The sequence below is a fragment of the Ruania albidiflava DSM 18029 genome, assembly GCF_000421225.1.
Taxonomy (GTDB): Bacteria; Actinomycetota; Actinomycetes; order Actinomycetales; family Beutenbergiaceae; genus Ruania; species Ruania albidiflava.
The window spans coordinates 1-25,269 of sequence record NZ_ATWL01000002.1 but is presented as its reverse complement, the minus strand read 5'-3'; the positions used below and the strand labels follow the sequence as shown (position 1 = coordinate 25,269).

At 71.4% G+C, this 25,269-nt stretch carries 20 protein-coding genes and 1 tRNA gene; 12 read left to right on the top strand and 9 right to left on the bottom strand.

The features are described 5' to 3' along the window. Nucleotides 1–31 precede the first annotated feature (31 nt). From K338_RS20020 to K338_RS0102350, 9 genes are all read left to right on the top strand, one after another. Complete coding sequence (locus K338_RS20020; RefSeq protein ID WP_022916587.1) at nucleotides 32–790, top strand: NUDIX hydrolase; 759 nt, start codon at nucleotides 32–34, stop codon at nucleotides 788–790. Beyond that, nucleotides 787–2,079, top strand: a complete 1,293-nt coding sequence (gene nadA / locus K338_RS0102385; RefSeq protein WP_022916586.1) for a quinolinate synthase NadA — start codon at nucleotides 787–789, stop codon at nucleotides 2,077–2,079. Before K338_RS20020 ends, nadA begins: the two co-directional genes overlap by 4 nt. After that, nucleotides 2,076–3,689 carry an L-aspartate oxidase gene (nadB, locus tag K338_RS0102380; protein WP_022916585.1) on the top strand — a complete coding sequence of 538 codons (1,614 nt, stop codon included), beginning with the start codon at nucleotides 2,076–2,078 and terminating at the stop codon, nucleotides 3,687–3,689. The genes nadA and nadB overlap by 4 nt, the downstream gene beginning before the upstream one ends. Continuing rightward, entirely contained in the window at nucleotides 3,689–4,540 is an 852-nt protein-coding gene (nadC, locus tag K338_RS0102375) for a carboxylating nicotinate-nucleotide diphosphorylase (RefSeq protein WP_022916584.1), read from the top strand. The genes nadB and nadC overlap by 1 nt, the downstream gene beginning before the upstream one ends. A gap of 1 nt (nucleotide 4,541) precedes the next feature. Further along, nucleotides 4,542–5,759: a cysteine desulfurase family protein gene (locus K338_RS0102370; protein ID WP_022916583.1), complete on the top strand. Its 1,218-nt coding sequence runs from the start codon at nucleotides 4,542–4,544 to the stop codon at nucleotides 5,757–5,759. 46 nt (nucleotides 5,760–5,805) lie between these two features. Further along, a complete protein-coding gene (locus tag K338_RS20015) occupies nucleotides 5,806–7,299 on the top strand; it encodes an MFS transporter (RefSeq protein WP_022916582.1) in 1,494 nt (497 codons plus the stop codon). Between the two features lie 156 nt (nucleotides 7,300–7,455). After that, complete coding sequence (locus K338_RS20010) at nucleotides 7,456–8,232, top strand: TetR family transcriptional regulator (RefSeq protein ID WP_022916581.1); 777 nt, start codon at nucleotides 7,456–7,458, stop codon at nucleotides 8,230–8,232. Next, the gene (locus tag K338_RS20005) at nucleotides 8,229–9,242 is read left to right on the top strand and encodes an ABC transporter ATP-binding protein (RefSeq protein WP_022916580.1); all 1,014 of its coding nucleotides are present in this window, start codon (nucleotides 8,229–8,231) and stop codon (nucleotides 9,240–9,242) included. Before K338_RS20010 ends, K338_RS20005 begins: the two co-directional genes overlap by 4 nt. Beyond that, the gene (locus tag K338_RS0102350) at nucleotides 9,239–10,891 is read left to right on the top strand and encodes an ABC transporter permease (RefSeq protein WP_022916579.1); all 1,653 of its coding nucleotides are present in this window, start codon (nucleotides 9,239–9,241) and stop codon (nucleotides 10,889–10,891) included. Before K338_RS20005 ends, K338_RS0102350 begins: the two co-directional genes overlap by 4 nt. Nucleotides 10,892–10,996: 105 nt before the next feature. Here the strand turns inward: K338_RS0102350 and mfd are convergent, their stop codons facing one another. The 7 genes from mfd to K338_RS0102315 all read right to left on the bottom strand — a co-directional run bounded on the left by mfd (nucleotide 10,997) and on the right by K338_RS0102315 (nucleotide 20,896). Next, complete coding sequence (gene mfd, locus K338_RS0102345; protein WP_022916578.1) at nucleotides 10,997–14,647, bottom strand: transcription-repair coupling factor; 3,651 nt, start codon at nucleotides 14,645–14,647, stop codon at nucleotides 10,997–10,999. 141 nt (nucleotides 14,648–14,788) lie between these two features. Further along, nucleotides 14,789–16,570 carry a hypothetical protein gene (locus K338_RS0102340; RefSeq protein ID WP_157612174.1) on the bottom strand — a complete coding sequence of 594 codons (1,782 nt, stop codon included), beginning with the start codon at nucleotides 16,568–16,570 and terminating at the stop codon, nucleotides 14,789–14,791. Between the two features lie 96 nt (nucleotides 16,571–16,666). Next, on the bottom strand, nucleotides 16,667–17,269 hold the full coding sequence (gene pth / locus K338_RS0102335) for an aminoacyl-tRNA hydrolase (protein WP_022916576.1): 603 nt from the start codon (nucleotides 17,267–17,269) through the stop codon (nucleotides 16,667–16,669). Nucleotides 17,270–17,283: 14 nt separating this feature from the next. Next, nucleotides 17,284–17,916: a 50S ribosomal protein L25/general stress protein Ctc gene (locus tag K338_RS0102330; RefSeq protein ID WP_027286346.1), complete on the bottom strand. Its 633-nt coding sequence runs from the start codon at nucleotides 17,914–17,916 to the stop codon at nucleotides 17,284–17,286. Nucleotides 17,917–18,172: 256 nt separating this feature from the next. Continuing rightward, nucleotides 18,173–19,153 carry a ribose-phosphate diphosphokinase gene (locus K338_RS0102325; protein WP_022916575.1) on the bottom strand — a complete coding sequence of 327 codons (981 nt, stop codon included), beginning with the start codon at nucleotides 19,151–19,153 and terminating at the stop codon, nucleotides 18,173–18,175. Between the two features lie 55 nt (nucleotides 19,154–19,208). Beyond that, on the bottom strand, nucleotides 19,209–20,765 hold the full coding sequence (gene glmU, locus K338_RS20000) for a bifunctional UDP-N-acetylglucosamine diphosphorylase/glucosamine-1-phosphate N-acetyltransferase GlmU (protein WP_051154645.1): 1,557 nt from the start codon (nucleotides 20,763–20,765) through the stop codon (nucleotides 19,209–19,211). A 59-nt stretch (nucleotides 20,766–20,824) separates the two neighbouring features. Continuing rightward, nucleotides 20,825–20,896: transfer RNA gene (locus K338_RS0102315), tRNA-Gln, on the bottom strand. Between the two features lie 209 nt (nucleotides 20,897–21,105). Between K338_RS0102315 and K338_RS0102310 the strand changes: the two genes are divergently transcribed. Continuing rightward, a complete protein-coding gene (locus tag K338_RS0102310; RefSeq protein WP_027286345.1) occupies nucleotides 21,106–21,723 on the top strand; it encodes a TetR/AcrR family transcriptional regulator in 618 nt (205 codons plus the stop codon). Nucleotides 21,724–21,818: 95 nt separating this feature from the next. After that, complete coding sequence (locus tag K338_RS0102305; protein ID WP_022916571.1) at nucleotides 21,819–22,313, top strand: MarR family winged helix-turn-helix transcriptional regulator; 495 nt, start codon at nucleotides 21,819–21,821, stop codon at nucleotides 22,311–22,313. A 13-nt stretch (nucleotides 22,314–22,326) separates the two neighbouring features. Here the strand turns inward: K338_RS0102305 and K338_RS0102300 are convergent, their stop codons facing one another. Then, nucleotides 22,327–22,782, bottom strand: a complete 456-nt coding sequence (locus K338_RS0102300; protein WP_022916570.1) for a hypothetical protein — start codon at nucleotides 22,780–22,782, stop codon at nucleotides 22,327–22,329. A gap of 195 nt (nucleotides 22,783–22,977) precedes the next feature. Between K338_RS0102300 and K338_RS0102295 the strand changes: the two genes are divergently transcribed. Next, the gene (locus K338_RS0102295) at nucleotides 22,978–24,795 is read left to right on the top strand and encodes an ABC-F family ATP-binding cassette domain-containing protein (protein ID WP_022916569.1); all 1,818 of its coding nucleotides are present in this window, start codon (nucleotides 22,978–22,980) and stop codon (nucleotides 24,793–24,795) included. A 128-nt stretch (nucleotides 24,796–24,923) separates the two neighbouring features. Here K338_RS0102295 and K338_RS19995 read toward each other — a convergent pair. Beyond that, the coding region (locus tag K338_RS19995) for a transposase (protein WP_022916568.1) at nucleotides 24,924–25,269 on the bottom strand (346 nt) is incomplete at its 5' end.

The following is a 25,269-nucleotide window of genomic DNA, read 5'->3' as shown; positions in this document are numbered from 1 at the left end:
AGCAAGAACCCATCGCGAAGGAGCAGCACGTATGCAGCTCGCGGTCTCCACGGTGATCTTCGCGCTGCGCGAGGACGAGCAGTCCGCGCGGCGGCGGGGTCCGGAGCTGTGGCTCCCCCTGGTGGTGCGGGTGCGCGACCCGTACGACGGACACTGGGCGCTACCTGGCGGCCCCCTGCGCGAGGACGAGGGTCTGGCGGACGCGGCGGCACGCACGCTGGCGGAGACCACCGGGCTGCGACCGGCCTACCTGGAGCAGCTCTACGCCTTCGGTGCGCCCGAGCGTGGCGGCGCCGCCGAGCGGGTGGTCTCCATCGTGTACTGGGCGCTGGTCGGCAGCGAGGAAGCCGCCCGCGCTCGGGTGGGACAGAACGTGCGCTGGCTGGCGGCCGAGCGCCTCCCCCGCCTCGCCTTCGACCACAACCTGATCGTGGACTACGCCCTCTGGCGGCTGCGTACGAAGATGACCTACGCCCGGATCGCGCACGCCTTCCTCGGCGAGACCTTCACCCTCCGCGAGCTGCGCGAGGTGCACGAGATCGTGCTGCAGCGCGACCTGGACCCGGCGAACTTCCGCCGCCAGGTGGAAGCGGACGCCGCCGTCGTGCCCACCGACGAGTTCCGTACCGGCGGGCGACACCGCCCGGCACGGTTGTACCGCTACAACACTGCGATCGAACCGGTGGACCTCGGACCGCTCACCCCGCGGCCCGCTGCGCCCACCCACACTGACGCCGCACCCGGCGGAGCTGCACAGCACCGCACCTCGAAGCAAAGGAGCAGGCCATGACCTCCACGGCCTCTGTCGATTCCCGCATCCAGCTCATCTCCACCGGCAAGGCACCCGGCAGCACCTGCTCAGGCGACCTGGCCTCCGGGCCCTGGGACTTCGACTCCGGACCGGCCGGCTACGGTCCGGGCGCCTCGATGAACGACCCGCTGCCCGCCAGCGCCCCACGCCAGGGCGAGCTCCCTGCCGCCTACCGCGAGGCCGACGTCGCCGAGCTGCACGAACGCATCCGGTCCGCGAAGGCCAACCTGGGCAAGCGCGCCGTGGTGCTCGGGCACTTCTACCAGCGCGACGAGGTGGTCCAGCATGCAGACTTCGTGGGCGACTCCTTCCAGCTGGCGAACGCCTCGCTGACCCGCCCGGAGGCAGAGGCGATCATCTTCTGCGGCGTGCACTTCATGGCCGAGACCGCCGACCTGCTCTCCGACCCGGACCAGGCGGTGATCCTGCCGAACCTGGCCGCCGGCTGCTCGATGGCGGACATGGCCGACATCGACCAGGTGGAGGAGTGCTGGGAGCAGCTGATGGAGGTCTACGGCGAGGAGCCGGACGCCGACGGCCGGGCCCCGGTGATCCCGGTGACCTACATGAACTCCTCGGCCGCGCTGAAGGGGTTCTGCGGTCGCAACGGCGGCATCGTGTGCACCTCCTCCAACGCGGTCACCGTGCTGGAGTGGGCGTTCGCCCGGGGGCAGCGGGTGCTGTTCTTCCCCGACCAGCACCTGGGCCGCAACACCGCCAAGGCGATGGGCATCGATCTGGCGGCGATGCCGATGTGGAACCCGAACCGGCCGCTCGGTGGTAACGACGCGGCCACCCTGGACGCAGCCAAGGTCATCCTCTGGCACGGGTTCTGCTCGGTGCACCGCCGGTTCACCGTCGATCAGATCAGCCAGGCCCGGGCCGAGCACCCCGACGTGCGCGTGATCGTGCACCCGGAGTGCCCGATGCCAGTGGTCGACGCCGCTGACGAGTCCGGCTCCACCGACTACATCCGCAAGGCGATCGAGGGCGCCACCGAGCCGACCACGTTCGCGATCGGCACCGAGATCAACCTCGTGCAGCGGCTCGCCGCCCAGCACCCGCAGCACACCATCTTCTGCCTCGACCCGGTGATCTGCCCCTGCTCCACGATGTACCGGATCCACCCCGGCTACCTCGCCTGGGTGCTGGAGTCGCTCATCGACGGCGAGGTGGTCAACCAGGTGCAGGTCACCCCGGACGTGGCCGACCCGGCCCGCCTCGCCCTGGAGCGGATGCTCGCCGCCAAGCCGAAGGCCGACCGGTGACCCGCGTGCTGGTGGTCGGCACCGGGATCGCCGGGCTGACCACCGCGCTCACCCTGGCCGGTTCGGCACAGGTCACCGTGGTGACCAAGGCGGCGGCCACGACCTCGAACACCCACCGCGCCCAAGGTGGGATCGCCGCCGTCACCTCCCCCGAGGACGACGTCGCCCACCATGTGGCAGACACCCTCACCGCCGGTGCGGGGTGGGCCGACCGTGCGGCCGTGGAAGCGCTCTGCGCCGAGGGACCCGCCCGGATCGCGGACCTGATCGAGGCCGGTGTGCTGTTCGACCGCGGTGACGACGGCGCTCCCGCCCGTGGTCTGGAAGCAGCCCACTCCCGTGCTCGGGTGCTGCACGCCGGTGGCGACGCCACCGGTGCCGCGATCGCCGCCGGGCTGCTCGCGGCAGCGACCCGGGCCGGGATCGAGGTGCGCGAGCACGTGGTGGTCACCGAGCTGCTGCTCGAGAGCGGCCGGGTGGTCGGCGCCGAGCTGGTGGACCTGACCACGGGGCGGCGGGAGAGCCACCGGTGGGACGCCGTCGTGCTGGCCACCGGCGGTGCCGGACAGCTCTACCCGCACACCTCGAACCCGTCGGTGGCCACGGGCGACGGCGTGGCCCTGGCAGCCCGCGCCGGCGTGGGGCTGGCGGACCTGGAGCTGTACCAGTTCCACCCGACCACGCTGGCGCTGCCGGGGAGCTTCCTGGTCTCCGAGGCGGTCCGCGGTGAGGGTGCCGTGCTGCGGGACGTCACCGGCGAGCGGTTCATGCTCGGTGTGCACCCGGACGCCGAGCTCGCCCCGCGGGACGTGGTCGCCCGGGCGGTCGCGGGGCAGATGCTGACCACCGGGGCGCCGGTCACGCTGGACGCGACCGCTCTGGGCGAGGAGTTCCTGCGCCGCCGGTTCCCGAGCATCGACGCCGCGGTGCGCGCCGCCGGGCTGGACTGGTCGCGCGAGCCGGTGCCAGTCACCCCGGCGGCGCACTACTGGATGGGCGGTGTGGCCACCGACCTGTGGGGGCGCACCACGGTGCCGGGGCTGCTGGCTGTCGGTGAGGTGGCCTGCACGGGGGTGCACGGCGCGAACCGGCTGGCGTCGAACTCGTTGCTCGAGGGTGCGGTGTTCGGGCACCGCGCCGCGCGGGCGTTGCTCGGCGACCCTGCGGCCGGCGGGCCCGCGGGTCCCCAGCGGGCCGACCTGGTGCAGGTCGCGGCACTGCCGGATGTGCCGGCGGCAGCGGTCCCGGATGCTCCCGCGGGAGCGCCAGCCTTCAGCCGCGCCGCGCTGCAGGAGCTGATGTGGGCCCACGCCGGGCTGATCCGCGACGAGCCCGGGCTCGCCCACGCCGAGGCCGTCCTCACCAGGTGGGCCCGCGAAGCCGGTACTGCGAGCCCAGCGCCCGCGTACCGGACCGGCCAGCCGGGAGCCGCCCAGCCGGGGGCCGACCGGGCCACCCTGACCAGCCACGAGGACGCGAACCTGCTGCTCCTGGCCCGGCTGCTCACCCGCGCCGCCCGCGCCCGGACCACCTCCCTGGGCGCGCACTTCCGCAGCGATGCCCCGGAGAGCACCACCCCCTCCCCCGAGCTCGTCCTGGAGACCCACTGATGCTGACCGCTGCCACCGTGACCTCCGCCGTCGCTGCGGCGCTGGCCGAGGACGCCCCCTGGGGCGACGTGACCTGCGAGACGTTCCTGCCGCCGTCGGCGACGGCGACCGCCCAGCTGCGCGCGCGCAGCGACGGGGTGCTCGCCGGCGCCGAGGTGTTCACCGCCGCGTTCACCCTCACCGACCCGCACACGTCGGTGACCTTCGCCGCGGGAGACGGCATCCACTTCGCCGGCGGGGACGTGCTCGCCGAGGTCAGCGGGCCGGCCCGGGCGGTGCTGCAGGCCGAGCGGATCGGGCTGAACTTCGTCCAGCGGATGTCCGGGATCGCCACCCTGACGTCCCGCTACGTGGCCGAGGTGGCCGGTACGAAGGCGCGGATCGTGGACACCCGCAAGACCACCCCAGGGCTGCGGGCGCTGGAGCGGCACGCGGTCCGCTGCGGTGGCGGGCACAACCACCGGTTCTCCCTCTCCGATGCGGTGATGGTCAAGGACAACCACCTGGCGGTCGCCGCCGCCCAGGGGCTCTCCGTCACCGACGCGCTGCAGGCCGCCCGGGTACGGCTGGGGCACACCACGCACCTGGAGGTAGAGGTGGACTCCCTGGACCAGATCGAACCGGTGCTGGCCGCCGGGGTGGACACGATCATGCTGGACAACTTCTCCCTGCCGGACCTGCGCACCGGGGTGGAGCTGGTCGCCGGGCGGGCGATCGTGGAGGCCTCCGGCACCATCCGGCTGGAGACTGTCCGTGCCGTGGCCGAGACCGGTGTGGACGTGATCTCCGTGGGCGCGCTCACGCACTCCGCACCAGCGCTGGACCTCGGCCTGGACGTGGTGGTGGCCTGACGTGCTCTACCTGGATGCTGCTGCCACCACCCCGATGCGCCGCGAGGCCCTGGAGGCCGCCTGGCCCTATCTGACCGGTGAGTTCGGGAACCCCTCGAGCCACCACAGCCTCGGCGAGCGGGCAGCGGCCGGTCTCACCGGCGCCCGCCGCCGGGTGGCCCGCGCACTGGGCTGCCGCACCGGAGAGGTGGCCTTCACCTCCGGTGGGACCGAGGGCGACAACCTGGCGATCAAGGGGCTGGCGCTGGCCAGCCCGCGCGGACGGCACCTGGTCACCGCCGCCACCGAGCACGAGGCCGTGCTGGCGTCGATGGACTACCTGCGGCGGTGGCACAACTTCGAGGTGTCCTTCGTGGAGGTCACCTCGGCAGGGGTCGTGACCCCGGCGGCGCTGGCGGCGGTGCTGCGCGAGGACACCACGCTGGTCTCGCTCTCGTTGGCGAACAACGAGATCGGCACCGTGCAGGACATCGCGGCGCTGGCGCAGGTGACCCACGAGCACGGCGCGCTGCTGCACACCGATGCGGTGCAGGCCGCCGGGTGGCTAGACCTGGACGTGCGCGCGCTCGGGGTGGACGCGCTCACCGTCTCCGGGCACAAGGTCGGCGCCGGCAAGGGGACCGGAGCGGTGTTCCTGCGCGGACGGCTGCCGGTGGAACCGGTGCTGCACGGCGGTGGGCAGGAGCGCGAGCGGCGGTCCGGTACCGAGAACGTGGCCGGTGCGGTAGCCCTCGGCGCCGCCCTGACCCTGGCCGAGACCGAGCGGGCCGAGCGCGCCGAGCGGGTGACCGCCGCGCGGGACGCCTTCATCGCCCGGGTGCGCGAGCTCGTGCCGACGGCGGTGCTCACCGGGGCAGACCCGCTCTCCCCCGGGACCGGGGCTGCTCCGGCCGGGGCGGGACCAGGGACGTCCTCGTCCGGCACCGGGTCAGGGCTGCCCGTCCGGCTGCCGAACCATGCCTCGTTCTGCTTCCCCGGCACCTCCGGTGAGGCGGTGCTGCTGGAGCTGGAGCAGCGCGGGGTGATCACCTCCTCCGGGTCGGCGTGCGCGGCCGGCGCGGACGAGCCCTCGCACGTGCTCATCGCCTGCGGGATGGCCCCGGAGGTCGCGCAGACCTCGGTACGGTTCACCTTCGGTGGGGACGTCGGCGCCGACGGTCTGCTCGCTGCTGCCGACTCGGTGGGCGCGGCGGTGGCAGCGGTCGCACAGCTCAGCTGACCGTCCCGGCCTGCCGGTCCGGCGCTGCGGGCGTACGGTGAGGTCCATGGCCCACCGGGAGGCGCCATCTGCTGAGCCGGCCGCCGACGAACCCAGGCGCCGACGGTGGCAGCTGGAGGACATCCAGGTCACCGACACCGGCGAGATGCGCCGTTCCATCGGCGGCACCGCGGTCGGGAACTTCATGGAGTGGTACGACTTCGGCATCTACTCCTACCTGGCCACCACCATCGCCCAGGTGTTCTTCCCCAGCGGGTCCAGCGCTGCGCTCCTCGGCACGTTCGGCATCCTGGCCGTCTCGTTCGCGGTCCGACCGCTCGGCGGCTTCGTGCTCGGCCCCCTCGGCGACCGGATCGGCCGCAAACGGGTGCTCACCTTCACCATCATGACGATGGGTGTGGCCACCACGGTCACCGGTCTGCTGCCCGGTTACAGCGGGAACAGCCCGTGGGGCGCCGGTCTGAGCATCTGGGCGGCGGTCCTGCTGCTGGTCTGCCGGATGGTGCAGGGCTTCTCCACCGGCGGGGAGTACGTGGGCGCGATGACCTACGTCGGCGAGCACGCCCCAGACCGTGGCCGCGGGATGATGGCCGGCTTCCTGCCCGTCGGCACGTTCACCGGGTACGTGGTCGGTGCGGCCCTGGTCACCGGGCTGACCGCCGGTCTGTCGGAGGAGGCGATGCTGTCCTGGGGGTGGCGGGTGCCGTTCCTGCTCGGTGCGCCGCTCTCGCTGATCGCCGTGTACATGCGCCGCCGGCTGGAGGAGACGCCGGCGTTCGAGAACCTGGGGGCCGAGGAGAAGGCGGAGGGCCAGCAGTTCCGGCACACCATCGTGGAGCAGTGGCCCCGGCTGCTGGTCTGCGCCGGGCTGGTGCTCGCGTTCAACGTCACCTCCTACATGATGAACGGCTACCTGCCCACGTACCTGAAGAGCGTGGTGCAGATCAGCCCCACCCCGGCGCTGGTGATCATCACCCTGGTGCTGCTGGTGCTGGCGGTCTCCGTGGTGTTCGTCTCCCGGCTGTCCGACCACATCGGACGCAAACCGATCATGTGGGCCGGGTGCGCGCTGCTCGTGCTCGTCTCCTTCCCGGCGTTCTCGCTGATGCACTCCGGCAGCGGCTATCCCGTGGTGTTCGCCGGTGCGCTGCTGGTGGGCATCATGCTGCTCTGCTTCCTGGGTACCGAACCATCGACCCTGCCCGCCCTCTTCCCCACCAACGTGCGGTACGGGGCAGTCGCCGTGGCCTACAACATCTCCGTGTCTGCCTTCGGTGGCACCACCCCCCTGATCGCCGAGGCCCTGGTCTCCGGCACCGGGAACGTGATGGTGCCCGCCTACATCCTCATCGTCGCCGGCGTGATCGGGGCGGTCGCGGTGTTCTTCACCCCGGAGACGGCGAAGCGGCGATTGCCAGGCACCACACCCACTGTGCGCACGAAGAAGGAAGCGCGGTATGTCGCCAAGGCCGGCACCGTAGAAGACCCAGGCCCGCAGGAGAGCGGGATCACCGAGACCGAACCGGGCCAGGAGGAATGACCCCCCCACCCCCACCTGTCAGGTGTGCGGCTGTCGTGCACTGTGACGGCTCGCGCACGCCCGGCACGACGACCCGCGCGCCCAGTACGACGTCCTGCGCACGCCGACCAGTAAACAGCTGTTGACACCTTGTAAACATCGGTTTACTGTGGGCGTGTGAGCACCACGAAGGACCGTATCCTCTCCGCCGCCGTCACGTGTTTCGGACGGGCGGGCTTCGACGTGGGGCTGCGGGAGATCGGCGCGGAGGCGGGTTTCAGCGCCGCCTTGGTGGTCCGGCACTTCGGTTCCAAGGACGACCTGCGCCGCGCCTGCGACCAGCACGTGGCCGGCATCATCCGCCACGTCAAGCAGCAGTCGGCGACCTCGCCGGACATGCGGTACGTGCTCACCCAGCTGGCCCAGATCGACACCTACGCCGACATCCTCACCTATACCGTGCGGAGCCTGATGACCGGCGGTGAGCTGGCGCACCAGTTCGTGGAGCAGATGATCGCCGATGCGATCGACTACCTCGCCGAAGGGGAACGCTCCGGGCTGATCCGGCCCAGCGCAGACCCTGAGGGCCGGGCTCGATACATCACCTACTCCGCCCTCGGTGCCGTACTGGTCCAGATCCGGAATGAGTACACCGACGGCGACGACCTGTCCACGCTGTTCCAAGACGTGCTCGACCGTCAGCTGATGCCCTCCGTGGAGATCTACACGCACGGCGTCTTCACCGACACCCGCGTCGAGGAGGCCATGCACACCGCTGGCTACGGCAGCCCGGGGAACGGCGAGGCCGCACCGGACCACCAGCCTCCGGCGGGGGCCAACACCCCACCCGGCACCCATACACCACCGGACAACCAGCCCGCCCGGGACCAGCAGTCCGCTGCGGCCCCGACCGGCCCCGACGTCCCACCCACACCCGAGGGAGCCCCCCGATGACCGCCGTCATCCACATCGAGAACCTCATCAAGGACTACGGCAAGGTCCGCGCACTGGACGGGCTGGACCTGACCGTCACCGCCGGCGAGGTGCACGGTCTGCTCGGCCCGAACGGCGCCGGAAAGACCACCACGATCCGCATCCTGCTCGGGCTGCTGCGCCCCACCTCCGGCCACGCCGAGGTATTCGGACAGGACCCGGTGAACCACGCCGTCGACCTGCACCGGCGCCTGGCCTACGTCCCCGGCGACGTGGAGCTGTGGCCGAACCTCACCGGCGGTGAGGCGATCGACATCTTCTCCCGGCTGCGCGGCAACGCCGACCGCGGCCTGGTGGAGTCCCTGGCCGAGCGGTTCGACCTGGACCTGACGAAGAAGGGCCGCACCTACTCCAAGGGCAACCGACAGAAGGTCGCGCTGGTCGCGGCCCTGGCCAGCCAGGTGGAGCTGCTGATCCTGGACGAACCGACCGCCGGGCTGGACCCACTGATGGAGGCGATCTTCCAGGAGTGCATCCGGGAGGCGAAGGCCCAAGGCACCTCGGTGCTGCTCTCCAGCCACATCCTCGCCCAGGTGGAAGCACTGGCCGACCGGGTGTCGATCGTGCGCGCCGGGCAGGTGATCGAGTCCGGCACGCTGGCCGAGCTGCGGCACCTGACCCGCACCTCGGTCACAGCTACGGTGCACGGCGAGACCACCGAGCTCGCCCAGCTGCCCGGAGTGCACGGCTTCACCCGGGAGGACGGCCAGGCACGGTTGGAGGTGGATGGGGAGCACCTGCCCCAGGTGGTCTCCGCGCTCGCCGACCTGCACGTCACCTCGCTGGTGGCCCACCCGCCCACGCTGGAGCAGCTGCTGCTGCGCCACTACGGCACCGAGGGCCCTGAGCAGGCGGTCGCGGCGGAGAAGTCGGCCGAACGTGCCGCTAGCACCCACGCCGGGAGCACGCGCCACCGGCGGGGCAAGGAGCCTGCCGGGACCGGCACGCACACCGCGGAGGAGCAGCGATGACCGCCATGACCGCTACCGCGGCACCGACCCGGGCCCGCTCCGGCGGGGCGCTCACCGGTACCGGAACCTTGCTGCGCTTCATGCTCCGCCGGGACCGGATCCGGCTGCCGGTGTGGCTGATCGCGATCAGCATCTTCGTGCCCTACTTCTTCAGCGCCTTCGAACAGCTCTTCCCCACCCAGGCCGACCTGGCGCAGATGGCGAGCTTCACCACCGGACCGATGCTCGGCCTGCTCGGCGGGCCGGGGTACGGGCTGGACCCGGAGCAACTGAACTTCTTCACCTTCTTCACCGGGCTGTACCTGCTGTACATCCTGCTCGCCGCGGCGCTGATGAACATCCTGCTCGTCTCCCGGCACACCCGGGTGGAGGAGCAGACCGGCCGAGCCGAGCTGGTGCGGGCGAACGTGGTCGGCGCGCACGCACCGCTGGCCGCCACCACGATCGTTGCCGTGGCTGCGAACCTGGTGCTGGCCGTGCTCGTCCTCGCTGGGCTGCGCGCCTACGACGCCCCGATGGCCGGAGCGGTGGCGGTGGCGGCCGGCACCGGCGCGTTCGGCCTGGTGTTCGCCGGGGTGAGCATCGCCGCAGTGCAGATCAGCGAGTACTCCCGGACCTCGAGCGCGATCGCCGGCGGCATCCTCGGCGGCGCCTTCGTGCTCCGCGCCGCAGGGGACATGATCGGCGAGCACGGCAGTGCGCTGTCCTGGATCACCCCGTTCGCCTGGTCGCAGCAGACGCGGGCGTTCGTCGACGAGCGCTGGTGGCCGCTGGGCATCTCCGTGCTGGTCTCGGTGGTGCTGATCGTCACCGGGTTCGTGCTGTCCACCCGGCGGGACGTGGGGGCCGGCCTGCGCGCCACCCGCCGGGGCCGCAGCGGTGCGCCGGCCTGGCTGTCCTCCCCGCTGGCGCTGGCCTGGCGGCTGCACCGCGGCTCGGTGCGCGGCTGGGCGATCGGACTGGTCGCCGGCGGGCTCGTCTACGGGGCCACCACCCAACCGGTGGCCGACTCTTTCTCCGGGGAGGACAACGCCGTGGTCGAGCTGTGGGCCGGTGGAGCCGAGGACATCATCGCCGGGTACCTGAACATGATGGTGGTGCTCATGGTGATCACCACCGGGGTGTTCGTGGTGCTGGCCGCTGGCAAGGTCCGCGCCGAGGAGAGCGACGGGCGTGCCGCGCCGGTGCTGGCCACGGCGGTGAGCCGGCCTGCCTGGCTGGCCGGGCACGTGCTGACCATCGCCGTCGCAGCCGTGGTGCTCCTCCTGCTGTCCGGTGCCGGTATCGGGCTGGCCGCGGCCGTGGGCACCGGCGACTGGTCGATGCTGAGCCAGTCTCTCATCGCCTCGCTGGCCTACTCCCCTGCGTTGCTGGTGATCCTCGGCGTGGCCGCCGCCGGGTACGGTCTGCACCCACGGCTGCTGACGCTCGCCTCGGTGCTGCTGGCGTTCGGCGGGTTCGCGGCGGTCTTCGGCGAGATGCTGCAGCTGCCGGACTGGGCGCTGGCGATCTCCCCCTGGCAGCACACCGCCAGCTACCCGCTGGAGTCGGTGACCGCCGCTCCGCTGCTGGTGCAGGGCCTGGTGGCCCTCGTGCTCGCGGCACTAGGCATCTGGGCGTTCGGCCGGCGGGACCTGCGCTCGGCCTGACCCACGCACCCCACCCTGCCCCCGACTTTGCTCGTCGATCTGGCTACGGAGCGTAGCCAGATCGACGAGCAATTTCGGTTCAGGGGGGGGTCGGACGCGGCGGGTTCAGCTGCTCGTCCCGGCCGCCACGCTCGCCGCTGCCGCGACCGAGGTCTCCCGGGCGAGCACGGCATCGATGAGCTGGGTGACCCAGTCGATCAGCGCCTCGTCCCGCAGCGGTGAGCCGCCGACCCGGGCCGTGGTCGGGCCGGGCACCAGCACGGTGCGGATCGCCGGTTTGAGCACGGTGCCCGGGTAGAGCCGCTTCAGCCGCAGCTGGGCGGACTCGGCCAGCTCCACCGGGGCGAACCGGATGTACTTGCCCTGTGCGGTGATGTCCACCAGACCGGCGGCCCGAGCCTTGATCCGCAGCCCGGCCACTGCGAACAGCCGCTCCACCTGCTCCGGCACCGGACCGTACCGGTCCACCAGCTCCTCGCGCACCTGCTCCAGCGACTCCTCGGAGGCCACGTGCGACAGCTTGGTGTAGGCCTCCAGGCGGAGCCGCTCGTGAGAGATGTAGTCGCGGGTGATGTGCGCGTCGATCGGCAGCTCCAGCTTGAGCTCGGCCAGCTCCTCCGGCTCCTCGCCACGGGCCTTGGCGACCGCCTCGGAGACCATCCGCACGTACAGGTCGAAGCCCACACCGGCGATGTGCCCGGACTGCTCCCCACCGAGCAGGTTCCCCGCCCCGCGGATCTCCAGGTCCTTCATCGCCACCTGCATCCCGGCACCCAGGTCGGTGTGGGCGGCAATCGTCTGCAGCCGTTCGTGCGCGGTCTCGGTGAGCGGCTTCTCCGGCGGGTAGAGGAAGTAGGCGTAGGCCCGCTCCCGACCACGACCCACCCGGCCGCGCAGCTGGTGCAGCTGGGCCAGGCCGAAGGTGTCGGCGCGTTCCACGATCAGGGTGTTCGCATTCGAGATGTCCAGCCCGGTCTCCACGATCGTGGTGCAGACCAGCACGTCGAACCTCTTCTCCCAGAAGTCCACGATCACCCGCTCCAGCTGGTGCTCGTTCATCTTCCCGTGCGCCACCCCGATCCGGGCATCGGGCACCAGCTCGGCGAGCCTGGCGGCGGTGCGGTCGATCGACTCCACCCGGTTGTGCACGTAGAACACCTGCCCCTCGCGGAGCAGCTCACGGCGGATCGCCGCGGCGATCTGCTTCTGCTGGTACGGGCCGACGAAGGTGAGCACCGGGTGGCGCTCCTCCGGCGGGGTGGCCAGGGTGGACATCTCCCGGATCCCGGTGACCGCCATCTCCAGGGTGCGCGGGATCGGGGTGGCGGACATCGCCAGCACGTCCACGTTGGTGCGTAGCTGCTTGAGGGTCTCCTTGTGCTCCACGCCGAAGCGTTGCTCCTCGTCGATGATCACCAGGCCGAGGTCCTTGAACCGCACATCGCCGGTGATCAGCCGGTGCGTGCCGATCACCACGTCCACCGCACCGCTGCGCACCCCCTCACGCACCTCCTGCGCTTCGGCGGCGGTCTGGAACCGGGACAGCGCCTTGACCACGATCGGGAAGCCGGAGTAGCGCTCGGTGAACGTGTCCAGGTGCTGCTGCACGAGCAGCGTGGTGGGCACCAGCACCGCGACCTGCTTACCGTCCTGCACCGCCTTGAACGCGGCCCGCACGGCGATCTCGGTCTTGCCGTAACCCACGTCGCCGGAGATGAGGCGGTCCATCGGCATCGACTTCTCCATGTCCGCCTTCACCTCCTCGATCGAGGACAGCTGGTCCGGAGTCTCCACGTAGGCGAAGGCGTCCTCCAGCTCCCGCTGCCACGGGGTGTCGGGTGCGAACTGGTGCCCCTTGGTGGCGGCCCGGGCGGCGTACAACCGGATGAGCTCGTTGGCGATCTCCTTGATCGCCTTGCGGGCGCGGCTCTTGGTCTTCGCCCAGTCCGCCCCGCCGAGCTTGTTCACGCTCGGTGCCTCACCGCCGGTGTACTTGGTCACCTGGTCCAGGGAGTCGGTGGGCACGTACAACCGGTCACCGGGCTGCCCCCGCTTGGACGCGGCGTACTCGATCACCAGGTACTCGCGGGTGGCGGCGGTCTTCCCGGCGCCCACAGTGCGCTGCAACAGCTCCACGAACTGACCCACCCCGTGCTGCTCGTGCACCACGTAGTCCCCCGGACGCAGCGCCAACGGGTCCACCACGTTGCGCCGCCGCGCCGGCAGCGTCCGCATGTCCTTGGTGGAAGGGCCCGCTCGTCCGGTCAGGTCCTCCTCGGTGAACACCGCCAGCCGCAACGGTTCGCAGACGAACCCGCGACCCACGCTGGCCGTGGTGACCAGCACCATGCCCGCCACCGGCAGGTCGGGGTCCTCCCCCTCGCGCGCCTCCGCCCCGGCCGGCTCCACGCCCGCCACCAGCCGGGCCGGCACGTCCGCGTCCAGCAGCTGCTCCACCATCCGACGGGCCGGGCCAGGCCCCTCGGTCACCAGCACCAGCCGCCACCCCTGCCGGGTGAGGTCGCGCAGATCGGTGACCGCACGCTCGGTCTCGCCCCGGTACCCCTCCACGTCCCGAGAGGCCACCTGCACGTGGTGAGCGGCGCCGTCATCGGCCAACGAGAGCTCGGCCAGCTCAGCATCGGCCGCGAACGCGGAGACCTCCCACCAGCCCAGGCCGCGGCGGCGGGCGATGTCCCGGGTGTCCTCCAGCGTGGCAAAGGAGGCCCGGGACAGGTCGATCGGGGTGTTCGCCCCGGCTGCGGCGGAGGTCCAGGCGGCGGCGAGGAACTCCTCGGTGGTGGCGACCAGGTCGTGCGCACGACGCCGGATCCGCTCCGGATCGTCGACCAGCAGCAGCGCATCGCCGGGCACCAGGTCCAGGACGGGCACCATGTCATCGACCAGCGCCGGCGCGAGGGACTCCATCCCGTCGACGGCGATACCCTCGCTGAGCTTCTCCAGCATCTCGGTGGCGCCGGGCAGCGTGGCCATCAGCTCCCGGGCCCGCTCCCGCACCGGTTCGGTGAGCAGGATCTCCCGGGTGGGCGGCGCCCACATACCGTCCTCGCTGATCTCCAGGGACCGCTGGTCGGCGGCGGAGAACCAGCGGATCTCCTCCACCTCGTCGCCCCAGAACTCGATCCGCTGCGGGTGCTTCTCCGTGGGAGCGAACACGTCCAGCAGGCCGCCGCGGACCGCGAACTCCCCGCGCCGCTCGACCATGTCCACCCGGGTGTAGGCGGCATCGACCAGGTGGGCGACCACGTCCTCCATCGGGATCGTGTCGCCGGCGCGCAGCGCTACCGGTTCCAGGTCCCCGAGTCCGGCGACCACCGGTTGCAGCAGGGCGCGCACGGGCAGGATGAGTACCCGGACAGGTGCGCTGGATCCCGCCGGGCCGGCGTCGGCGGCGTCCGGGTGGGTGAGCCGGCGCAGCACGGCGATCCTGCGAGCCACCGTGTCGCTACGAGGCGAGAGCCGCTCGTGCGGGAGGGTCTCCCAGGAGGGGAAGACGGCGATCCCTTCGGCGGGCAGGTAGGCAGCGAGTGCCTCGGCGAGCTCGTCGGCCTCTCGGCCGGTGGCGACCACGACCACCAGCGGGCGGTCGGCGCGGGTGGCCAGGTCGGCGAGCATCGGGGCACGCACGCCGACCGACGCGGTGATGGTGAGCGCGCCACGCGCCGGGACGCGCTCGACGAGCTCGGTCAGACCCTGGTCGGCGCGGAGCGCGGGCAGCACACCAGTGAGGTTCATCGGCGGGTGGGTCCCTTCAGGGCAGCACGAATGGCCCACCTCCGCCGCCGGAGGGGAGGTGGGATGAGGCGGTCTAGTCTACGCCTGACGGCGGACCCAGCCGTTCCTGCACGTCCCAGCTGGGTTCCGAGCCCGCCTGGGTCAGCCCTGCGGGCCGTGCCAGTGCTGCTGGGTCGGGTCCGGGTGGGGATGCTGGCCGGGCCACTGCGCCTGAGGTGTGGGCGGCGGGTACTGCCCCTGGCCGGGCTGCTGCGGGTACTGGGCATGCGGGGGCGCACCGGGTGCACGGGCCGGCACACCATAGACCGGCAACCTCCGGGCGAGCTCAGCCGCCGGCAGGAGCCGCGCTCCTGGCAGGAGGGCCGCAGCGAGGCCGAGCACCGCAGCACCCAGCACCAGCAGCGGCACCGGGGTGAGCAGCTGTAGCGGGATCGTCGCCCCGAACTGTGCGCTGATGATCTGGTTCAGGTACATCATTGCGCTGGTCGTGTCTTGGTAGCGGAAGACGACGTCCCAGACCACGCCCTGCGTCCGGGAGATCGCCAGCGCACCGACGCCTAGCAGCACCACCCCGAGGACCGGTCCTGGGCTCGTCCGCTGCCCACCGTCCCTGGCGGTGCGCAGCCCGTCGGCGAGGTAGGCAAGCACGAACATCAGCGGTACGGACAACGGCTGGCCGGTGAGGCCGAGGAACGGCGCGTCCGCCCGTGGCCCGTCCAGGGTGAAGAACAGCCCCGTCATCAGGGGGACCAGACCGACGAACAGCCACGGGCTGAAGATCAGCAGAGCACGCAGGCTGTGGCGGCCGAACGGGCGGAGATAGCCGAGCCCGAAGCCGGCCGCAGCGGTGATCGTCCCGGTCACGCCCACCTCTACGACCCGCCGGGCCACTGTGGACCAGGTGACTCGGGCGACCTCCTGCGGGTCCGCTTCGGCTACCCCGTCGCCCAGGTGCTGGAGCCAGGGCACAGCCAGCAGCACCAGCACCAGGAGAGCGATCCCGGCGGCACCGACGGCGACGATGCTGCGAGCGGAACCGGCACCCGGCGCACCCCGTAGGGCGTAGCCACTCCCTGGCACCTGCGTTGGATACCCTGCCCGGGCTCCGGCGCCGTAGTGACCAGGCTGGCCCAGATCCACCTGCTCGTCCGGGCCCCTGGTGAGGTCGAACCGCGGTCGGATCGCCAACAGCATCAGACCGGCACCGAGGCCGAGCACAGCCACCAGCACGCCAAGCACGATGCTCGCCGCAGCGGCCGGACCGGGCTCAAACATCGCGAAGGCCGCGCGATAGATGAACTGGGCACCAAGGTCGGTGGTGAACGTCCGCGCTTCCCCCTGCGCTGCCCAGCCCGCGCCACCGAGAGCCACGACCGAGCCGATCACCAGCAGCACCCGCGCCGACCGCGTCAGGGCTCCGGCGGCGGCGCCGATCAGCACAGTCAGCGGGAGGAGCACGAACAGCAGCCGCCAGACACCAGGCGGTTCCTCCGTCGGTTGCCACATCAGGGCGATGGTGAGGCTGGTCGGCGCATAGGTGACCAACCCCACGCCCAGCAGCGCCAAGGCGATCCGCGCCGGCCCGCGCTGGGCGCGCCGCACCAGTGCGCCGATGCCGATCCCCGCACCCACACCGATCGCTGCGAGCAGCAGGCCGAGCAGCAGGGCGAGCAGCAGGGAGGAGAACCACTCGCCGGGGATCTGCTGGAAGTTCGTCTGGCCGACGAGCTCGCCGCCCTCGTCGCCGGTCTGCCACAGCAGGTGCACCACGGTCCGCACGACCGGGATGACCTGGTAGCCGATCCAGACCAGCACAGCCGGCAGCAGGAAGAGGAGCCCCACGGCACGCGCACCGCCGGTGCTGACCGTGCTGCCCCGCACGGGTGCGGCGCCACCCGGAGGCGACACGTGCGACTCACCCATGGCAGGGAACGTAGCAGCCAACAGGGGCGGTCAGGCAAGCCTGGCCCGCGAAGCGTCCGTCGGTGGCTGCGGTCGGCGGGCAGCGCTCCGGTCGGGTCAGCTGCGCGCGGCGTGCAACCGGGTCTGCGTCTTCTCCAACCCGTCGGCGATCAGGTCTTCGATCGCCTCGGCCGCCTCCTCCAGGGTGACCGCCAGCCCCGGTCGCTCGCTGGCGGAGAAGTCCCGGAGCACGTAGTCAGCGGCATCCATCCGCCCCGGCGGCCGTCCGATGCCGACCCGAAGTCGCAGGTAGTCACGGCTGCCCAGCGTCTGCGAGATGGACTTCAGCCCGTTGTGCCCACCCTCGCCGCCGCCGCGCTTGAGCCGCAACGTCTCGGCAGGCAGGTCCAGCTCGTCGTGCACCACGAGCAGCCGTTCCAGGGGCACCTGGTAGAACCTCACCAGCGCGCCCACCGGAGGACCGGAGACGTTCATGTAGCTGGCCGGCTTGGCGAGCACCACCCGCGGCCCGGGCGCGCCGCCGGGGCCGACACCGAGCCGTCCCTCCAGCACGGCCGCCCGCGCCTTGTGCGCAGTGAATGCCCCGGGCACCTCGCGGGCGAGCACGTCGAGCACCATCTGGCCGACGTTGTGCCGGTTGCCGGCGTAGGTGGGGCCGGGGTTGCCCAGCCCCACCACCAGCCATGGCGCAGTGCTCATCGGGTGGAGCGCTCTCAGTCCTCGTCCGCCGGTGCAGCCTCAGCCTCGGTCTCGGCCGCGGTCTCCTCGGCCTCTTCTTCCTCGTCCTCTTCCTCGGCTTCAGCGCGCGGCACAGAGATGATCACGACCTCGTACTCCGGGTCGGTCTCCAGCTCCACGCCCTCAGGCAGCGGAACCTCGCCGGCGCGGACGACCGCACCCTCCTCCAGGCCCTCGATGGAGACCTCGAGAGACTCGGGGATCTTCGTGACGTCGCTCAGGACGCTCAGGCTCTGCAGCTCGAGCATGTGGATGGTGTCCGGGGCGGACTCACCCTCGACGATCACCGCGACGTCGACCACGACCTTCTCACCGCGGCGGACCAGGATGAAGTCGATGTGGTCGATGGTGCGACGGACCGGGTCGCGCTGCACGTCCTTGGCCAGTGCGAGCTCGTTCTGACCGTCGAACTGGATGGTCAGCAGCGCGTTCGGGTTGTCCTTCAGCGCGAGGAAGGTGTCGTGCCCGGGCAGGCTCAGGTGCACCGGCTGGTTCCCGTGCCCGTAGAGCACGGCAGGGATCTTTCCGTCACGGCGGGTGCGGCGGGCGGCGCCCTTGCCGAACTCGGTGCGGCGGGCGGCCGCGAGGACGGTGTCGGTGTCAGCCATGGTGTTCTCTCTCCACTGTCGAGGCGATGGGCGGTCCTGCGGCGGAGGGCGGGCGATCACGCAGAGGATCGCACAGCACAGGCACTCTCCACCGCGTCGATCACGGAGCCGGGCTCAGCCGGACTTCCCTCGCCGAGGCAACACCCCAGTGTAGCCGGAAACCGACCCACCCCCGCGAACGCTCCCCTCCGCGGCTTGGATCGGTTCAGGTGCCGCGGAGGGGAGCGTTCGCGACCGTCGGACCGGGTCTGGAGGGTCAGGCGTTGCCGTCGAAGAGGCTGGTGACCGAGCCGTCGTCGAACACTTCCCGGATGGCGCGGGCGATCAGTGGTGCGATGGACAGCACCGTGAGCGGCTCGACCCGCTTCTCCTCCGGGATCGGCAGCGTGTCGGTGATCACCACCTCGGTGGCGCCGCAGTCGGCCAGCCGCTGCGTGGCCGGGTCGGAGAGCACCCCGTGGGTGGCAGCCACGATCACGCTGCGCGCACCTTCGGCCATCACCACCTTGACTGCCTCGGTGATGGTGCCGCCGGTGTCGATCAGGTCGTCCACCAGGATGCAGTCCCGGCCGGCGACCTCACCGACCACCCGGTTGGCCACGGCCTGGTTCGGTCGGGTGATGTCCCGGGTCTTGTGCACGAACGCCAACGGCACCCCGCCCAGGCGAGCTGCCCACTGCTCGGCCACCCGGATCCGGCCGGCGTCCGGGGACACTACGGCGGCGTTACCCAGGTCCACCCGGGTGCGCACGTAGTCGGTGAGGATCGGCATCGCCCACAGGTGGTCCACCGGGCCGTTGAAGAAGCCCTGCGTCTGGGCCGCGTGCAGGTCCACGCTCATCAGCCGGTCCGCACCAGCGGTGAAGAACATGTCCGCCATCAGCCGGGCGGAGATCGGCTCACGGCCACGGTGCTTCTTGTCCTGCCGGGCGTAGCCGTAGAACGGCATCACCGCGGTGATCGACTTCACCGAGGCCCGCTTCAGTGCGTCGACCATGAGCAGCTGCTCCATGATCCACTTGTTGATCGGCGCCGTGTGCGACTGCAGCACGAACGCGTCGGTGCCGCGCACGCTCTCCGCGAACCGCACGTAGATCTCACCGGAGGCGAAGTCGTACAAGGTGGTGGGCACCACCTCGATGTTCAGCTCGTCGGCCACTGTCTGGGCCAGCTCAGGGTGCGCCCGGCCGGTGACGAGAACGAGGCGCTTCTCGCCGTGGCTGGTGATGCCGGTCATCACAAACTTCTCCTACGCGGGTCGGGGACGGTGGGGCATGGTCACGGCCGGCCAGTCAGGCCTTGCCCTGCTGGGCGTCGGAGTCGGTGGCGTCCCGCCGCGAGGACTCCCCGCGGGCCTGCGCGGAGAGCTGTTCGCCGCTGGCCTGCTGTGCGGCCTCGGCGGCGGGCGTGCCCGGACGGCGGCTGACGGTCCACCCGTCGATGTTGCGCTGTGGTCCCCCACTGACCCCCAGGGCCCCGGCCGGCACGTCCCGGCGGACCACGGTGCCGGCCCCGGTGTAGGCGCCGTCCCCGACCTGCACCGGAGCGACGAACATGTTGTCCGCACCGGTGCGGGCGTAGGATCCGATCACGGTGCGGTGCTTGTGCACCCCGTCGTAGTTCACGGTCACGGAGGCGGCACCGATGTTGGTCTCCTCGCCGATGGTGGCGTCCCCGATGTAGGACAGGTGCGGCACCTTCGACCCCGACCCGATCTCGGAGTTCTTCACCTCCACGAACGCGCCCAGCTTGCCCTGCTGGCCCAGGTGCGTACCCGGGCGCAGGAACGTGAACGGGCCCACGGTGGCTCCGCCGTCGATGTGCGCCCCGGACCCGTGCGTGCGGGTGACGGTGGCGCCCGGGCCGATCACCACGTCGGTCAGGGTGCTGTCCGGGCCCACCACCGCGCCGGTGGCCACCCGGGTGCACCCCTGCAGCTGGGTGCCGGGCAGCAGGGTGACGTCCTGCTCGAGCTGCACGTCTACGTCGATCCAGGTGGTCGCCGGGTCCACCACGGTCACGCCGGCTTCCATCCATGCGGTGACCAGGCGGCGGTTCAGCTCGGCCCCGAGCGCCGAGAGCTGCACCCGGTCGTTGACCCCTTCGACCAGCACCGGCTCGTCGGTGGCCAGCGCCCGCACCGCACCGCCGTCGGCACGGGCCAGGGCGACCACGTCGGTGAGGTACACCTCGCCCTGGGCGTTGTCGCGGTCCAGCCGGCCCAGTGCTCCGCGCAGCACGCCGGCGTCCATCACGTACACCGAGGAGTTGATCTCGGTGAGGGCGAGCTCCTCCGCGGTGGCGTCCTTCTGCTCCACGATCTTGGCGACCTGACCATCGGTGTCGCGCACCACGCGGCCGTACCCGGTCGGGTCCTGGAGGTTCGTGGTGAGCACCGTGACGGCGTTGCCGTCGGTGTGGTGGGCATCCAGCAGCGCGGTCAGGGTGCCGGCATCCAGCAGCGGCACGTCACCGGCCAGGATCACCACCGGTCCGTCCACCCCGGTGAGCGTGCCCGCCTCGCTGCCAGCCGCCGCCTGGTCGGACTGCGCGGCAGCATCCAGCACGGACAGACCGCACTCCACCGCCCGACCGGTGCCGGGTACCTCGTCCTGGTCGGCGATCAGCGCTGCGGGTTCCAGCGCCTGGGCGTGCGCAGCCACCTGGTCTCGTTCGTGCCGGACCACGACGGCGATGCGTCCGGGGTCCAGGTCTCTCGCCGTGGCCAGGACGTGCCCGAGGAGGCTGCGGCCCCCGATACGGTGCAGCACCTTCGGGGTCGCGGACCTCATCCGCGTCCCCTGGCCGGCGGCAAGAACGATCACTGCTGCTGGAGGCGTCAGGCTCACGCCGTCCACTGTAGCCGCCACGACCAGCGGTGCCGGACGTGGTCTGGCTCACGGTGGTGCTCCGCCCCCAGGATTCGAACCCGGACTGCACGGCACCAAAGGCCGGCGTGCTGCCATTACACCAGGGCGGACCGCCGACGCGGCCCAGCGGAGCCGGGCGACGCGCGCAGGCGCGCCATCGAGCATACCGGCGGTCCGCCAGGGCAGGCGACGAGCAACGATGTCGCTAGAGATCGGGCACCGGGCGACCGACTTTGGGTGACGTTGCCCGGTGGTGCCTGGCGGACAGGGCATGATGGAGGGCGTGACCGAGCCAGCCAAACGCACCCCGCGCCCGCGGATGACCGGGCACCAGCGACGCGAGCAGCTGTTGCAGGTGGCCCGCTCGCTGTTCGCGGAGAAGGGGTTCGAGGGCACCAGCGTGGAGGAGATCGCTGCCCGCGCGCAGGTCTCCAAGCCGGTGGTCTACGAGCACTTCGGCGGCAAGGAAGGCATCTACGCGGTGATCGTGGACCGCGAGGTGGCCACGCTGCTGGCGGCACTGACCGGGTCGCTGCGTCAGGGCGGTCACCCGCGGGTGACCGTGGAGCGCACCGCACTGGCGCTGCTGGACTACATCGAGACGAACACGGACGGTTTCCGCATCCTGGTGCGGGACTCCCCGGTGGCACAGGCCACCGGCACGTTCTCCTCCCTGATCGGCGACGTGGCCACCCAGGTGGAGCAGGTGCTCGCCGGCGCGTTCGAGCGGCAGGGCTTCGACCCGGGCACCGCCCCGATGTACGCGCAGATGCTGGTCGGGATGATCGCCCTGACCGGGCAGTGGTGGCTGGAGACCCGCACCCCACCGAAGGACGAGGTGGCCGCACACCTGGTCAACCTGTCCTGGAACGGGCTCGCGGCGCTGCAGACCGAGCCCCGGCTGACACCCGCCGCCACCCGGGCACGCCACCGCTGATGGGTGCGCTCACCGCAGGCTGCCACGGTCCGCACGCACCAGCAGGCGACGGCTCCTCACCCGCAGGTCTCTCGATGTCGAGTAATCTCGTTGTCATGACCGTTGAGGACGAGGTCGACCGGATCGTCGAGGCGTGGCAGCGCGAGCGTGCCGACCTGGACGTAACCCCGCTGGGTGTGTTCTCCCGGATCGGCCGGCTCGCCCGGCACCTCGACCTGGCCCGCCGGGCGGCATTCACCTCTCGCGGGCTGGAGGTGTGGGAGTTCGACGTGCTCTCCGCGCTGCGCCGCGCCGGTGAACCGTACGAGCTCACCCCGGGTCGGCTGCTCACCCAGACGCTGGTCTCCTCCGGCACGATGACCAACCGGATCGACCGGCTCGTGGCCCATGGCCTGGTGGTCCGTGCCCCCGCACCCGAGGATCGCCGGGTGGTGCTGGTACGGCTCACCGAGGAGGGGCTGGCTGCGGTCGATGCAGCCCTGGAGGACCTGCTGCGCCGGGAGTCCAAGCTGCTCGCGGCCATCGATGACGAGCAGAGCGAGGAGCTCTCGGCCATCCTGCGCCAGCTGCTCACGCAGTTCGAACACTGACCGCTGCGGCCGCTCAGCCGCGCCGGCGCCAGACGATCAGATGGATAGTGTGCACCACACCGAGCAGCACTGCGCCCCACGCCAACGCAACCATCATGGCGCCGCCATCGTCGAACGGCGGCGCCGGATCCGAGTAGCCGATCTTGGCCATCAGCATCACCGCCCCGACCAGGGACAGCACCACCACCGCCACGGGCACCGCGACGGTGCGCACCGACCGCACCGCCCCGCAGATCGCGACCGCCACCAGGCTGAACACCAGCAGCAGCGCGGCCATGGCGACACCCTCCCAGTTGGGGTCCGCCAGCAGGGTCCACAGCGTCAGCCGCTCCGGATAGCCGTCCACCACCTCGCGCGCGTAGAACTGGGTGAAGCTCAGCACGAAACCCACCACGGCGACCGCTCCGTAGAGCTGACGGTACCCCGACGGCGGCGCGGAGACGTGCTGGTACAGAGGTGCTTCGGTCATGGCTAAGTCCTTCGATCGTGCGACCGGCTCCGCAGCGCGCCTACCCTGGCCCCCGGCCCCGGGGGTCCCCTGCGGCCCGCACCCCTGAGCCGGCCGTCTTCCCCTTCGATGAGCACCGATCAGTGTGCCGCGCGCAGCTGCCGCGGTCAATGGCGTTGTACCGGGCCACCGCTGCAGCGAACCTAGGCTAGGAGCGTGGCTCATCTCCTCGGCGCTGAAAACCTGCACCTCGAGTTCCCTACCCGTGTGGTGCTGGACTCGGTCACCCTCGGGGTGGAGGACGGGATGCGGATCGGCATCGTCGGCCGCAACGGGGACGGAAAGTCCACGCTGCTGAACCTGCTCGCCGGCCGGCTCGAGCCGGACGGCGGTCGGGTCACCCATCGCGGCGGGTTGCGGACCGGGCTGCTCAGCCAGAGCGACGACCTCGACGAGCAGGCCACGGTCGGCCACGCGATCGTCGGGGATGCTGCCGAGCACGAGTGGGCTGGGGACCCCCGCATCCGGGACGTGATCGCCGGCCTGGTCACGGACATCCCGTGGCACGCCCGCATCGCCGACCTCAGCGGCGGACAGCGGCGCCGGGTGGCGCTGGCCGCGCTGCTGGTGGCCGACTGGGACGTGATCGCCCTGGACGAGCCGACCAACCACCTGGACGTGGAGGGCATCGCCTGGCTCGCCGAGCACCTGAAGAGGCGTTGGCCCCGAGGCACCGGTGCGCTGCTGGTGATCACCCACGACCGGTGGTTCCTGGACGAGGTGTGCACCACGATGTGGGAGGTGCACGACCGGGTCGTGGAGCCTTTCGACGGCGGGTACGCCGCCTACGTGCTGCAGCGGGTAGAGCGGGACCGGCAGGCCGCCACCATCGAGGCCAAACGGCAGAACCTGATGCGCAAGGAGCTGGCCTGGCTGCGCCGCGGCGCCCCGGCCCGCACGTCCAAGCCGAAGTTCCGCATCGACGCGGCGAACGCGCTGATCGCCGATGTGCCCGAGGTGCGCAACCGGCTGGAGCTGACCCGGCTGGCCACCGCCCGGCTCGGCAAGGACGTGGTGGACCTGGAGGACGTCTGGGTCTGCTACGGGGCGCAGGAGGTGCTGCGAGAGGTCACCTGGCGGATCGGCCCCGGTGAGCGCACCGGCATCCTCGGGGCGAACGGGGTCGGCAAGTCCACGCTGCTCGGCCTGGTCGCCGGCACGCTGGCGCCCAGCAGCGGCCGGGTGAAGCACGGCAAGACCGTGCGGGTGGCGATCCTGGACCAGCAGTTCCGCGAGCTGGCGGAGATCGCCGCCGACCGGGTGCGGGAGGTGCTGGCTCGGACCAAGGCGACCTTCGCCGTCGACGGCAAGGACCTCACCCCCGCCCAGCTGCTGGAGCGGCTCGGCTTCTCCCGCGCGCACCTGTCCGCCCGGGTGGCCGACCTCTCCGGTGGGCAGCGGCGCCGGCTGCAGCTGCTGCTGGTGCTGCTCTCTGAGCCGAACGTGCTCATCCTGGACGAGCCCACCAACGATGTGGACACCGACATGCTCACCGCGATGGAGGACCTGCTGGACTCCTGGCCGGGCACGCTGGTCGTCGTCTCCCACGACCGCTACCTGCTCGAGCGGGTCACCGACCAGCAATACGCCATCCTCGACGGCGAGCTGCGGCACGTGCCCGGCGGGGTGGCGGAGTACCTCCGGCTCCGGGCCGACGACGGCGCAGCCCCGGGCGGTGCCGACTCCCACCCTGGTCAGGGGCCGCCTGCCCAGCCCGCCTCAGGCGCTGGGTCGGCGGGCGCGGGCGGGCTCACCGGAGCCGAGCTGCGCGCGGCGCAGAAACAGCTCGCCTCGATCGAGCGCCGGCTCGACAAGCTCGCCGGGCAGATCGCCGCCCAGCACGAGCTGCTCGCCGCGCACGACCAGAGCGACTACACCGGGCTGCAGGCACACACCGAGACGCTGCGCGCACTGGAAGCCGAGGTGGCCGACCTGGAGGAGCAGTGGCTGGAAGCGTCTGAGTCGATCAGCTGATGGGCGAGACCTCGACCCGGACATGGTGTCGCGCCTGCCACCGACGATGACCGGCGCATCTGGCGACTGTGCTCCCAGCAGGGGTTGTTCTCGACTACCGTGCGCCGGTGGGCCAACGGTAAACGGGCTCATCGCAGATGAGGGTGTAGCAAGGGCCTGAATCCTCCAGTGTCCAGCAGGGCGCGGGTGATGTAGTTGGTCAGGTTCCGGAACCCCAGAGCGGTGCCGCGCAGATGCTCGAGCCGGCCGTTGATCGCCTCAGTGGGCCCATTGGAGGTGCCGGGGCGGTCGAAGTAGGCCAGGATGTCGACCGCCCGGCGATTCAGCGTCCGGCCCAGCTTCTTCAGCTCGACCAGCTTGGCCGGGACCCCGCGCCGCAGCGAGTCGATCACCTCTGTCAGCATCTGCTTGCCGGCGGGCTTGGAGCCGCACCGGTAGGCGGCGACGACCTTCTGATACACACTCCAGGTGGCC

Excerpts from the sequence above, each read along its gene's own strand:
- K338_RS20020 (WP_022916587.1), top strand. The coding sequence starts at position 32 with ATGCAGCTCGCGGTCTCCACGGTGATCTTCGCGCTGCGCGAGGACGAG.
- K338_RS0102330 (WP_027286346.1), bottom strand. The coding sequence starts at position 17,916 with ATGGCTGACACCGACACCGTCCTCGCGGCCGCCCGCCGCACCGAGTTC.
- nadA (WP_022916586.1), top strand. The coding sequence starts at position 787 with ATGACCTCCACGGCCTCTGTCGATTCCCGCATCCAGCTCATCTCCACC.
- K338_RS0102305 (WP_022916571.1), top strand. The coding sequence starts at position 21,819 with ATGACCGTTGAGGACGAGGTCGACCGGATCGTCGAGGCGTGGCAGCGC.
- K338_RS0102325 (WP_022916575.1), bottom strand. The coding sequence starts at position 19,153 with ATGACCGGCATCACCAGCCACGGCGAGAAGCGCCTCGTTCTCGTCACC.
- K338_RS0102300 (WP_022916570.1), bottom strand. The coding sequence starts at position 22,782 with ATGACCGAAGCACCTCTGTACCAGCACGTCTCCGCGCCGCCGTCGGGG.
- K338_RS0102350 (WP_022916579.1), top strand. The coding sequence starts at position 9,239 with ATGACCGCCATGACCGCTACCGCGGCACCGACCCGGGCCCGCTCCGGC.
- K338_RS20005 (WP_022916580.1), top strand. The coding sequence starts at position 8,229 with ATGACCGCCGTCATCCACATCGAGAACCTCATCAAGGACTACGGCAAG.
- nadC (WP_022916584.1), top strand. The coding sequence starts at position 3,689 with ATGCTGACCGCTGCCACCGTGACCTCCGCCGTCGCTGCGGCGCTGGCC.
- K338_RS20015 (WP_022916582.1), top strand. The coding sequence starts at position 5,806 with ATGGCCCACCGGGAGGCGCCATCTGCTGAGCCGGCCGCCGACGAACCC.
- mfd (WP_022916578.1), bottom strand. The coding sequence starts at position 14,647 with ATGAACCTCACTGGTGTGCTGCCCGCGCTCCGCGCCGACCAGGGTCTG.
- pth (WP_022916576.1), bottom strand. The coding sequence starts at position 17,269 with ATGAGCACTGCGCCATGGCTGGTGGTGGGGCTGGGCAACCCCGGCCCC.
- K338_RS0102310 (WP_027286345.1), top strand. The coding sequence starts at position 21,106 with ATGACCGGGCACCAGCGACGCGAGCAGCTGTTGCAGGTGGCCCGCTCG.
- K338_RS0102340 (WP_157612174.1), bottom strand. The coding sequence starts at position 16,570 with ATGGGTGAGTCGCACGTGTCGCCTCCGGGTGGCGCCGCACCCGTGCGG.